Annotated in this window: 9 protein-coding genes; 6 read left to right on the top strand and 3 right to left on the bottom strand. The window is 52.5% G+C overall.

Annotated elements, in window-relative coordinates; translation table 11 throughout:
• The first annotated feature begins 43 nt into the window (after positions 1 to 43).
• The 6 genes from C8E01_RS00435 (at position 44) to C8E01_RS00410 (ending at position 8,889) form a co-directional block, all read left to right on the top strand.
• Complete coding sequence (locus C8E01_RS00435) at positions 44 to 808, top strand: SDR family NAD(P)-dependent oxidoreductase (protein ID WP_116541410.1); 765 nt, start codon at positions 44 to 46, stop codon at positions 806 to 808.
• Between the two features lie 326 nt (positions 809 to 1,134).
• The gene (locus C8E01_RS00430; RefSeq protein WP_116541409.1) at positions 1,135 to 1,986 is read left to right on the top strand and encodes a fumarylacetoacetate hydrolase family protein; all 852 of its coding nucleotides are present in this window, start codon (positions 1,135 to 1,137) and stop codon (positions 1,984 to 1,986) included.
• Positions 1,979 to 2,812 carry an amidohydrolase family protein gene (locus tag C8E01_RS00425; RefSeq protein ID WP_116541408.1) on the top strand — a complete coding sequence of 278 codons (834 nt, stop codon included), beginning with the start codon at positions 1,979 to 1,981 and terminating at the stop codon, positions 2,810 to 2,812. The genes C8E01_RS00430 and C8E01_RS00425 overlap by 8 nt, the downstream gene beginning before the upstream one ends.
• A gap of 12 nt (positions 2,813 to 2,824) precedes the next feature.
• A complete protein-coding gene (locus C8E01_RS00420) occupies positions 2,825 to 3,604 on the top strand; it encodes an L-fucose dehydrogenase (protein WP_116541407.1) in 780 nt (259 codons plus the stop codon).
• 135 nt (positions 3,605 to 3,739) lie between these two features.
• Positions 3,740 to 6,028: a GH92 family glycosyl hydrolase gene (locus tag C8E01_RS00415; protein WP_116541406.1), complete on the top strand. Its 2,289-nt coding sequence runs from the start codon at positions 3,740 to 3,742 to the stop codon at positions 6,026 to 6,028.
• Between the two features lie 257 nt (positions 6,029 to 6,285).
• Entirely contained in the window at positions 6,286 to 8,889 is a 2,604-nt protein-coding gene (locus C8E01_RS00410; protein ID WP_116541405.1) for a family 20 glycosylhydrolase, read from the top strand.
• 15 nt (positions 8,890 to 8,904) lie between these two features.
• Here C8E01_RS00410 and C8E01_RS00405 read toward each other — a convergent pair whose 3' ends face one another.
• The 3 genes from C8E01_RS00405 to C8E01_RS00395 form a co-directional block, all read right to left on the bottom strand.
• Positions 8,905 to 9,972, bottom strand: coding sequence for a LacI family DNA-binding transcriptional regulator (locus C8E01_RS00405; RefSeq protein WP_116541847.1), 1,068 nt, complete (start codon positions 9,970 to 9,972; stop codon positions 8,905 to 8,907).
• Positions 9,973 to 10,229: 257 nt separating this feature from the next.
• Positions 10,230 to 11,663 carry a Gfo/Idh/MocA family protein gene (locus C8E01_RS00400; protein ID WP_116541404.1) on the bottom strand — a complete coding sequence of 478 codons (1,434 nt, stop codon included), beginning with the start codon at positions 11,661 to 11,663 and terminating at the stop codon, positions 10,230 to 10,232.
• Positions 11,664 to 11,710: 47 nt separating this feature from the next.
• A complete protein-coding gene (locus C8E01_RS00395; RefSeq protein ID WP_116541403.1) occupies positions 11,711 to 12,406 on the bottom strand; it encodes a carbohydrate-binding family 9-like protein in 696 nt (231 codons plus the stop codon).

Genomic DNA, 12,406 nt, shown 5'->3' with positions numbered 1-12,406 from the left:
TCTACCACCCAAAACAAGTAACAACTAACAATCAACAAACGAAATGTTTAAGTTAGCAGGAAAGAAAGCGGTTGTGACCGGCGGCGGAAGTGGCATCGGGAAAGCCATCGCACTGGTATTTGCAAGACAAGGTGCCGAGGTGCACGTGGTGGAACTGCACGAAGCGGCGGCCCATGAAACAGTAGCAGAAATTGAAGCCGCTGGTGGTCGCGCCCTTATTCATAGCTGCGATGTGAGCCGGCAGGACCAGGTGAACGAAGTATTCGAAGCCATTGGGGAGGTAGACATTCTGGTGAACAATGCAGGTATAGCGCATGTGGGCAACCTGGAAAATACTTCCGAAGCTGACCTGGACAGAATCTACCAGGTAAACGTGAAGGGTGCTTATAACTGCCTGCAGGCTGCTGTCATCCAGATGAAGAAAAAGGGGGGAGGGGCGATCCTGAACCTGGCGTCTATTGTTGCCCACGTCGGCATACCAGACCGGTTCGCCTATTCCATGAGCAAAGGGGCCGTACATGCCATGACTTTGTCTGTCGCAAAGGATTATCTGGGTGCCAACATCAGGTGCAACAGCGTATCCCCGGCCCGCGTCCATACCCCTTTTGTAGATGGCTTTATAGCGAAGAACTATCCGGGCAGGGAGGAGGAGATGTTTGAGAAACTCTCCAAAACCCAGCCTATCGGACGGATGGCCAGACCGGAGGAGGTAGCGGCGCTCGCCCTTTTCCTGTGCTCCGACGAAGCAGGTTTTATTACCGGCTGCGACTATCCGATCGACGGGGGTTTTATCAAACTGAACAACTAGAGAAACAACTCTGAGAGAAGTCCCCCATCGGGGGTGGTAGGGGCATGATACTCGACAGAGGACCTTTTTCATTCTATGATAGAGCTGATTGATTCCGAGAATATAAGTTTGGGATTCCCCTGTCATTCTGTTAAGGATCCTGGTTGAGAAAGAGTGGCCCCAACCCCCGGGAGGATTAGCCCATTTTATTTGCTGCCAGGATCCTTACAGGATGACAAAGAAATAAAAAGAACCGAGCCGCCCCGATCGGGGGTACACGCTCTAAATCTAAAATGAACCGCTCCAGCACAAGCGCGGAGCGAAATTTATACTTACAAGCAATTACCATGAAACTATTCAGATTCGGAGAGCCGGGCCAGGAGAAAGCCGGCGTGATTTTGAACGATGTAAAATATGATGTATCCGCCTTTGGAGAAGATTACAACGAACAGTTCTTTGAACGCAATGGCCTTGAACGGTTAAAAGCATTTGTACAGCAGAACGAGGGGAAACTGCCCCTGATACCAGACGGTGTGCGGTTCGGCTCGGCGATTGCCCGTCCCTCCAAGATCGTCTGCATTGGCCTGAACTATGCCGACCATGCCCGGGAGACAAACGCTGCCATACCGCAGGAACCGATCGTTTTCTTTAAAGCGACTACGGCACTCTGCGGGCCTAACGATGACGTGGTAATACCGAAGAACTCAAAAAAACTGGACTGGGAAGTGGAACTGGCCGTAGTGATCGGCAAAAAAGCCAGCTATGTGCCGGAGTCCGAAGCGCTGGATTTTGTGGCGGGCTATACCTTGCACAACGACTACAGCGAGCGCGAGTTTCAGCTCGAGCGTGGCGGACAGTGGGTGAAAGGCAAAAGCAACGACACCTTCGCACCGGTCGGCCCATTTCTGGCCACGACCGATGAAGTGGGCGACATAAATAACCTGCGCCTCTGGCTGACCGTGAACGGTAAAACCATGCAGGACGGTACCACAGCCAACCTGATCTTCAAGATACCTTTCCTTGTCTCTTACCTGAGCCAATTCATGACGCTGCTGCCCGGCGATATGATTACGACAGGCACTCCCGCCGGTGTCGGCTTAGGTATGAATCCGCAGGTATACCTGCAGGAAGGCGATGTGGTGGAGTTAGGTATAGACGGCTTGGGCTCGTCTAAACAGACCGTAAGAGCCTATGCTTAAAATAGACGCGCACCAGCACTTCTGGCAGTATAGCCCGGAGCGTGACAACTGGATTACCGATGAAATGGCAGTGATTAGAAGGGATTTTCTGCCATCGGATCTGGAACCGCCGTTACGGCAGCATGGCTTTGATGGCTGTGTACTGGTGCAGTCGGCGCAACCTGAAACGGAGAACCGGTTTCTGTTGGAGCAGGCACAGGCGCATGACTTTGTAAAAGGAGTAGTGGGCTGGGTAGAGCTGCAGGACGAAAGCCTGGATGAACGGCTGGATTATTACAGGCAGTTTCCGAAATTAAAGGGTTTCCGGTACATTTTGCAGGGGCAGCCAGACAAGGCCCTGATGCTCCGGCCTGACTTTATGCGGGGTATTGGCAAGCTCGCCCGGTATGGCTATACCTATGATATCCTGATTTACCCGGACCAGCTTGCATATGCGGAGCAGCTGGTAGCCCGTTTTCCGGGTCAGCCTTTCGTGCTCGACCACCTGGCCAAACCGGATATCCGAAACCAGGGGTTAAACGCTTGGCAGAAAGATATAAAAGCGTTGGCCGTTCATGAAAATACATACTGCAAACTATCGGGCATGGTGACGGAAGCAGACTGGGATAACTGGAAAAAAGAAGACTTTAAACCTTATCTGGACACTGCGGTAGAAGCCTTCGGAACAGACCGCATTCTATTTGGCTCCGACTGGCCGGTGTGCCTGGTGGCGGCCAGCTATGCCGACATGCTGGGCATTGTGGAGGAGTACTTCTCTTCTTTCAGCAAGACAGAACAGGCGGCTTTTTTTGGAGGGAACGCAGCCAAATTTTACAACCTGACTTAAATCAAAGCTACAATGGATTTAGAGCTAAGAGATAAAGTGATCATTGTGACGGGCGGTGCCAAAGGTATAGGAGAAGGTATCGTGAAAGTGCTGGCTGCCGAGGGTGCTATACCTGTCATTGTGGGCAGGTCTGGGGAGGACAACCAGAAAACTGTGGCAGAGGTAGAAGCTGCCGGAGGGCAGGCATTCCAGGTAGTCGCCGAACTGACAGAACCGGCAGCATGCGAGCAAGCGGTGCAGGCGGTCATGCAGCAGTATGGGCGGATCGATGGCCTGGTGAACAATGCCGGCGTGAACGATGGCGTGGGCCTGGAACAGGGTAGCTACGAAGCATTCATGGCTTCGCTTCACAAAAACGTGGTGCATTATTACCTGATGGCGCACCATTCTCTGCCAGCCTTGAAAGCCTCGAAAGGCGCCATTGTGAACATCGGGTCCAAAACAGCCGAAACCGGGCAGGGTGGCACATCCGCCTATGCTGCCGCCAACGGAGCACGCAATGCCCTCACGCGGGAGTGGGCCGTCGAGTTGCTGCCTTATAGCATTCGGGTTAATGCCGTGATCGTGGCCGAAGCCTGGACGCCACTGTATGCTTCCTGGATCAGTACCTTTGAAGAACCGGAGCGCAAGCTGGAAGCCATCACGCAGAAGATCCCGCTGGAGCAGCGCATGACCACTACCGCCGAGATCGCCAATACGGTGGCGTTTCTGCTCTCCCCAAGATCCAGCCACACCACCGGACAGCTCGTGCATGTGGATGGAGGCTATGTGCACCTGGATCGGGCGCTGTAACAGGTATAATGGCCTGTTCGGGGAGAGTAGTTTTTTCTTTTCCTTTATATAAAAAATTGTATACTTGAAGCATGGTAAAAATGCCGCTGTATAGAGCAGCGCAGCATACGCTATCACCTAGTTCCAAAGCCAATTATGAAAAAACTCTTACTCCTTTTTTTTGCCTTTGCTACGCTCTCTGTATCCGGGCAAACCGTACTGGTTGATAAAGTAACAGACCCGGTAGAGTGGGTGAATCCGCTGATGGGCACTGATTCAAAGCACAGCCTTTCCAATGGCAATACCTATCCGGCTGTCGCACTGCCCTGGGGGATGAACTTCTGGATGCCACAGACCGGCAAGATGGGGGACGGCTGGGGCTACTTGTACAGCGCCGACAAGATCCGGGGCTTCAAACAGACCCACCAGCCTTCGCCCTGGATGAACGACTACGGGCAATTTGCCATCATGCCTGTGACAGGAAAGCTGAAGTTCAACGAAGAGGACCGTGCCAGCTGGTTTTCCCACAAATCCGAAGTGGCCAAACCCTACTACTACAGCGTATACCTGGCCGACCACGACGTAACCACCGAACTGGCCCCTACCGAACGCGCTGCCAGTTTCCGCTTTACGTTTCCTGAAACTGAGAGCGCTTATGTGGTGATCGACGCGTTTGACAAAGGCTCATACATCAAGATCATACCCAACGAAAACAAGATCATCGGCTACACCACCAAAAACAGTGGCGGCGTGCCAGAGAACTTTAAAAACTACTTTGTGATCGTCTTTGACAAGCCCTTCGCAAGCACGGCGACCTGGAGCGGGGATAAGCTGCAGGCAAAGGTGCTGGAGCTGCAGGATAATCACGTTGGCGCTGCAGTCGGTTTTAAGACCCGCAAGGGAGAGCAGGTGCACGCCCGCGTTGCCTCTTCTTTCATCAGCCCCGAACAAGCCGAATTGAACCTGAAAGAGATCGGCAACGATGACTTTGAAACGGTAAAGGAAAAAGGGAAACAGGCATGGAATAAAGAGCTAAGCCGCATTGCCGTGGAGGGCGGCACCCCAGAGCAGATGCGCACTTTCTACTCCTGTCTCTACCGTACCCTGCTCTTCCCCCGCAAGTTCTATGAATTAGACGCGGCAGGGAACGTGATGCATTACAGCCCCTACAACGGCAAGGTGTTACCGGGATTTATGTACACCGACACCGGCTTCTGGGATACGTTCCGGGCGCTCTTTCCTTTCCTGAACCTGATGTACCCGTCCGTGAACGCTGAAATCCAGGAGGGGCTGGCGAACACTTACAAGGAAGGAGGATGGCTGCCGGAGTGGGCGAGTCCGGGCTATCGCAACGTGATGGTGGGCAACAACTCTGCCTCGGTCGTGGCAGACGCCTACCTGAAAGGGGTGCGGGGGCAGGATATTAAAGCGCTTTACGAAGGCGTGCTCAAGGGGGCCAACAACGAAGGGCCGCTGACGGCAGTGGGCCGTGCCGGTGCAGCCTATTACAACAAACTGGGTTATGTGCCCTATGATGTGAAGATTAACGAGAATGCCGCCCGTACGCTCGAATACGCCTACGATGACTTTGCCATTTACCAGCTGGCCAAGGCCCTGAAGCGTCCTAAGAAAGAGATTAACCTGTACGCGAAACGGGCGCTCAATTACCGCAACCTATACGACCCTGCCACCGGACTGATGCGCGGCAAGAATCAGGACGGAACCTTTCAGTCGCCGTTCAATCCCTTTAAGTGGGGCGATGCCTTTACGGAGGGCAACAGCTGGCACTACAGCTGGTCTGTGTTCCATGATGTGCAGGGGCTGATCGACCTGATGGGCGGCAAAACCAACTTCACTGCCAAGCTGGATTCTGTGTTTACCCTGCCTCCTGTGTATGATGAGAGCTATTATGGCGCCGTGATCCATGAGATACGCGAAATGCAGATTGCCAACATGGGCCAGTATGCACACGGTAACCAGCCCATCCAGCACATGATCTACCTTTACAATTATGCCGGAGAGCCCTGGAAGGCGCAGTATTGGGTGCGCGAAACCATGGACCGCATGTATACGCCTGCACCGGACGGCTACTGTGGCGACGAAGACAATGGGCAGACCTCCGCCTGGTATGTATTCTCTGCGCTCGGATTCTATCCGGTCACCCCGGCCACAGACCAGTATGTACTGGGAGCCCCTTTGTTCAAGAAAGCGACGCTGCAGCTGGAAAACGGAAAGCAACTGGTCATCAGCGCACCGGAGAACAGTGCCGATAATAAGTACATTAACAGCATGCGCCTCAACGGCAAATCCTACGACAAGAACTGGCTGAGCCACAGTGAGCTCTTAAAAGGAGCAGCAATCGATTTTCAAATGACGAATAGCCCGAATAAGCAAAGAGGTACAAAAGAAGGAGCCTATCCTTACTCCCTGTCCAGGGAGAAATAAGCTGATACACAATTGAGTTTATGTACGGCTGAGGATCAATCAACCGGATTTAGGAGGTAGGTGTGCCAGCCTGAGTTGGTCACCTACCTCATTTTATGCCTTCCCCTCCTAAAACTGGTGATATTTAGTGGTAAGAGATTTGGTTGTTCCTGACTTAAATAGCTATCTTTATAAGTATATGTCATACCTAATACATTGGGTGTGATTAACCGTACCCTGTACTTTGTGCTTTGGCATAAGAGATTTACTTTATAGATATGACAAGACTCACGCTCCTGTTGATGTTCCTGATCAGTACCGCAACTGCCCAGGTAAAGCCGGTGCAACTGGCAGACAATCTGTTTTCTACCTATTATCACCAGCGGGCAAGCTTGTTTAAGAATTTGCCACACACCAACGGCGACATCATCTTTCTGGGCAATAGCATCAGCGACGGAGGGGAATGGAGTGAGCTGTTTGCCGACAGCAGGCTAAAAAATCGGGGCATAAGCGGAGATATTTCTGCTGGTGTGATGCATCGCATTGAAGAGGTGGCGCAGCGGAAGCCAGCAAAGGTTTTTCTGCTGATTGGCACCAATGACCTGGCCCAAAACATATCGGCAGACAGCCTGCTGAAGAACATGTCCTGGATAGCAACCTATCTGAAGGCAAAGTCCCCGTCGACACAACTGTATGTGCAGAGCATTCTGCCGGTAAATGAGCAGTTCAATAAGTTTGGAGGCCACACCAGCAAGGCCGAACTTATCAAAAAAGTGAACGAGCAGCTGCGGGAAAATGCTGCGAAGCAGGCCTATACCTATCTTGACCTGCACACCCCTTTTTCAGATCATACCGGCAGGCTCGACGCCAGGTATACCAACGATGGCCTGCACCTGAACGGAGACGGCTATACCTTCTGGAAACATCTGATCTACGACAAAGTATTTGACCTGCAGCAAAAGCCTGCCATCCTGCCTGTGCCCCAGCAATTGGAGTGGAAGCATGATGCATTCCCGCTTTACCAGGCAAAAGCAATTGTAGTACGTGATCCCGCTTTGAGAGCGGAGGCAGTACGCCTCAGGCAGCTACTTGCCCGGAAAGGGCTGGCGGTGCAAATAAAAGAAAAGGCGGCGCAAAACGAGCCACACTTCACACTGGCGCTGGAAAAGACAGACGCGCCCCAGCATACCGACGAAGCCTATACCTTATCAGTGAACGGGAACAGAGTACAGCTTAAGGCTAACACGGCGCATGGCATCTTCAATGCCGTGCAGACGCTCGACCAGCTGATGCGCGATGGGGTGTTTATACCTGGTTGCGAAATCCGTGACTGGCCCGCCTTTGGCTGGAGAGGCTACATGGTGGATGTAGGCAGAAATTATCAGTCGATGGACATGCTTAGGCAGCAGATCGATGTGATGGCAAAGTATAAGCTCAACATTTTTCATTTCCACCTGACCGAAGACATTGCCTGGCGGCTGGAGGTGCCCCGGTACCCGCAACTGACGGCGCCAGAGCACATGACGCGCAACAAAGGCGCCTACTACACCGTGTCCGAAATGCAGGAGCTCATCCAGTATTGCAAGGACCGCCACATCACCTTAGTGCCTGAGATCGATATGCCGGGGCACAGCGCCGCTTTCACCCGGGCCATGGGAGTGGATATGCAGAGCGAAGAGGGGCTGGCTATACTAAAGAACATCCTGTCTGATTTCGCTGACACTTACGATGTGCCCTACGTGCATATCGGGGGGGATGAAGTGGAGATCACGAACGAGAAGTTTCTGCCCAAGGTTACCCAGTGGCTGCACGACAGAGGCAAAAAGACGATCGGCTGGGACCCCGGAGGGAACCTGGATGAAGCCACGATCCGTCAACTCTGGATGAAAGACGGGGCTGTCAATCCCAAATCCAAATACATTGAGTCGCGGCACCTGTACCTTAACCACATGGATCCGCTGGAGGCTGTGAATACTATTTTCAGCCGTCGCATCGGTGACCGGGTGAAGGGTGACAGTAGCGTAATGGGTGCTACCCTTTGCCTGTGGCACGACCGCAATGTGCTGCGGCAGGAGGACGTGCTGCACATGAATCCGGTATACCCGGGTATACTGGCCTTCGCAGAACGCAGCTGGAAGGGCGGCGGTCACGATGGCTGGCTCACGAACATCCCGGCCAACCAGCCCGAACGACTGCAGGAGTTTCAGGAGTTTGAGAACCGCCTGCTGGATCAGCAAAAGCTGGACTTTGAGGGGCTTCCCTTTCCGTATGTCGCACAGGCAGGTATAAAATGGAAACTGTTCGGTCCGTATAAAAACAAGGGAGATTTGAAGGCTTCCTTTGCACCTGAGAAGAAAAACTTCAAAACCAGCAAACCGGCCATGGAGGTAGTGGGCGGCACCGTAGTGTTACGCCACTTCTGGCATCCGCTGGCAAAAGGCGTACTGCCGAACCCGCAAGAGAACACTACCTGGTATGCCACCACCCAATTCTGGAGCGATGCGGATACCACCGGTCATTTCTGGACCGGTTTTCAGAACCTGTCGCGTTCTTACAATTCCGACTCCCCCGCGCCCGGCACCTGGGACGACAGGGGCAGCGCCGTATACCTGAACGGGCAGCTGGTAGCACCACCCAAGTGGAAGCGGGCCGGCCAGAAAGGCAATTCCGAGATTCCGCTTCTCGATGAAGGGTACGAGTACAGAACACCCGTAGCGATGCCCGTTCGCAAAGGATGGAACACGGTTCTGGTGAAGCTGCCGGTAGGTAGCTTCAAAGGGAAAGACTGGCAGAACCCGACAAAATGGATGTTCACCTTTGTGCCGATTACTGTGGAAAGCCAGGACAACAACAGGATAGATTCAGGCGGCACCCTCCAGTAGGCCGCCGCCTGCAAATCACTGGTCAGCCTCTATGTAGTAGTGCAGGTTTTCTTTCGTGATAATGTCCAGTGGCAGGTATTTGATCGGGTTGTTTTTCTTCTGAAACACCAGGTGATCTGCCAAGCCCTGTATACCCCAGTATCCCTGTCCTTTTGGGTTCTGGTTGATAAGGAAATCGATCACGCCATTGTTGAGGTAATGGAGGTTCTTCTCCAGGAGGTCATAGCCTATCAGGTTAATATGCTGCATTTTTTTCTGCTGCATGTATTCGGCTATGATGTTTGACTTTGAGTTTGTGACAAAAATACCTTTGATGCCAGGTGTCTCTTCGAACAGCTGATCCAGTTGCTGCACCATGGAAACCTGGGAACTGCTTTGCAGGTCTTTCTGGATGATGTTGTAGTAGCCATCCAGGTTATTTCTGGAAAAATAGTCTACAAAGCCCTGCTCTTTGTGGATCAGGTGAGAGGAGTTCTGAATGTCTTCCTCCACGTGGGCAACTACAAAAGTGGCTTCTTCTCTGCAGCCATAGTGCATTAGCTTGGCTGCGAGCATGCCACTCTGGTAAGAGTCCTGGCCAATGTACATAAGCGGTTCGTAGTCCGGTATGTGGGTGTTAAAGAGCACGAAAGGTATGCCATCCCTTCGCCACTTGGTGAAGAAGGACAAGGACTGCCGGTAAAAGATCGGGGCTATCAGAATACCATCATACTTGATAGCCGCCACCTTGTCCGCTTCTTTTTGAAAAGAGGCTGCATGGAAGGGGTCGAATATATACTGGGTGACCCGTATGCCGTACTGCCTGAGCTCTGCCTCGGCCTTCTCTATACCTGCTTTTGGCGCCTGCCAGTACTGGTCTGCTGTCGGGTCCGGTATCAAAGCCGCTATATTGTACACCTTGTTGGTTACCAGGGCCCTCGCCAGGATGTTGGGGGTGTAATTCAGCTCTTCCGCAATCTTTAGTACCCGTTGGCGCACGTCTTCCGCCACACGTCCCCGGTTATGCAGTACCCTGTCCACTGTTCCTGCCGACACGTTGGCTTTCTCCGCTATATCTTTTATTCTGACTATCTGTTTATTCACGTTGTTCTCTATCTCGTAGCCCGATCTACCGCGACTTAATTTCTGTATTACAATGCCCAGGCGCTCTATGTAACTGGGGGATTCCAAAAATATTAATTAAATCTAATACTACGTGTATGTTGGGTTGCCGGGATAGTTAAAAAAATCTTGGAGAAGAAAGCACCCAGAACTCCAATGCCCCGACTCCTTAAGAGCGGGGCATTGGCGTCTATCTATTTTGTAGCATGAGTTAATCTGCAGACCGGGTCATCAGGATACTAGATTCTGACATTGGTTGTGCCGGCACCCTGCAGTGAGATATCAACAGGGGCGTTCTTTTGCCACGCACCCGCTGTGAAATCAGGCACATCGATGGAATTGGATCGGTTCGCTACTGACCATTCACTAAGGAGGCCCACAGAAGTCCAGGAGGCTGCGTCGTACACATCCTGGTCCAGCGGCAGGCCGTTGCGCAGGCAGTCGATCAGGCGCCACTCCATCAGGAAGTCCATGCCGCCGTGCCCTCCAATCTTCTTGGCCATTTCGCCCAGTTTTTTAATGATCTCAGGTGTGTATTGCTCTTCCACAGCCTTAAACTCCTCTGGCTTGAGCCAGCCGTTGTGGCTGGTAGCGATCTTTCTTTCCGGCCATTTCCGGGCAATGGCTTTTGTGCCGCTCACCAGGTGGATGCGGGAGTAAGGTCGTGGAGTAGTGACATCATGCTGGATCATGATGGTTTTGCCTTTTTTGGTGCGGATGGTGGTTGTGTTCATGTTGCCGCGGTACGTCTCCTGCACGAAAGGCTTGTAGAAGGAATCAGTTGCTGCCAGTCGCTTGGCTTCTTCGTACATCTGGAAGTCGTTGGTAGACACCGACACCAGGTAATCCATCAGGTCGCCCCGGTTGATGTTCATAATCTGGCAAATAGGGCCCAAACCGTGCGTGGGGTACAGGCTGCCATTGCGGGTCATGTTTTCCTTCAGGCGCCACATGCCCTCATAGCCGTTTTTGTCGAAGTTCAGGTCAAGCAACTGGTGTATATAGGCGCCCTCCCCGTGAATGATCTCTCCGAAGAAGCCCTGGCGTGCCATGTTCAGGGTGAGCATCTCAAAGAAGTCATAGCAGCAGTTCTCCAGCATCATGCAATGCTTTTTCGTGCGCTCAGAGGTCTCGACCAGCTGCCAGCATTCTTCTATGGTACTGGCGGCCGGCACCTCAACGGCAACATGCTTGCCATGCTCCATGGCATAGATGGCCATAGGGGCATGCGTAGACCATGGTGTTGCGATGTAGATGAGGTCAATGTCATCGCGTTCGCACATTTTCTTCCAGGCATCCTCACTGTCTGTGTACAAGGTGGGCTTGTGCTCTGGGTTGGCTTCAGCCAACTTCTTTTCTACTGCCTGTGCTTTTGCAGGCACCAGGTCGCAGAGGCCTTTTATTTCAACACCCTCTATGCGGTTCATGCGCATAACCGCTCCTGGGCCCCGCATGCCCAGGCCAATGTAGCCTACGCGCACCTTGTCAAGCCTGGGGGCCCGGTAGCCTGACATGTTGAACTGCTGTGTGTAGGAGCGAGCTGCCTGCTTCTGCGTTTGGTCAGTAGTGGCTTGCGTAGCTGCAGTTGTGCAGCTGCTCAGGAGCCCGGTTCCGGCCAGGCTAATACCAGCCAGGCCGGTAAGTTTCAGGAAATCTCTTCGATTGTTGCTCATGGCGAATTAGTTAAGTCTGGAAGGTGAGTTATATGGAGTTCAAGGTTTTAGCGTGAATGGCCGACAGAGGCATGCTCTGCTGGCTGTGGACGGGAAGAGAGGAATTTTACAGTTCCAAAGAATTCTGGCAAATGGAAATTGGGCTCAGGAGCCTGGATCATATTCCATGTAAGAAAATGGGGCTCCGGCAATTCGTCGCCGCACTTACAGAAATTTACCCTGGCGTGTTCTTCTGATTCTAAGCTTGCGAGCTGATGCTCCGAAAATATACTGATAGGTATGACCAGTGTGAGCTGCCAGGCTTTTTTGTGAGACGCACTGTTGCCTGCCCGAAGAGTACCTGAGCTTCTGATCTTGGCTATAGTAGCTGGCGGCAGGAGTTTCCGGTTGTGTCGTTCAGGCCCAAATCCGATGCGGCAGGTGCCCAGGCAGTTGAACTCAATATTGTAGTAAGCTGGGTCATTCTGAAAGGAAATAAAAAGCTCTACGCAACTGTCTTTGTAAACCGGGTCATTAGGTTGGCGGTACCGGGCCAGTACATGCTGCTCTGTGACATAGTATTTCAAAAACAGGCAGTCGCCGCTGTGTGCCATCACAAACTCAACTTCCGGTTTTTCCTGCGTTGTAGCCCAGGGAGCATTGCTGATCAGCTGCGTAGGCAGTTTATCCAGTTCACTGTCGATAAGCAGGAAAGGACTGTCTTTCTTAACATGGGGCAGGAGGGGGAGTTCTAAATGACGCAT

This window comes from Pontibacter virosus (assembly GCF_003096355.1).
Lineage (GTDB): Bacteria > Bacteroidota > Bacteroidia > Cytophagales > Hymenobacteraceae > Pontibacter > Pontibacter virosus.
The sequence above is the reverse complement of the archived record's forward strand: the minus strand, read 5'-3'. Positions and strand labels throughout refer to the sequence as shown.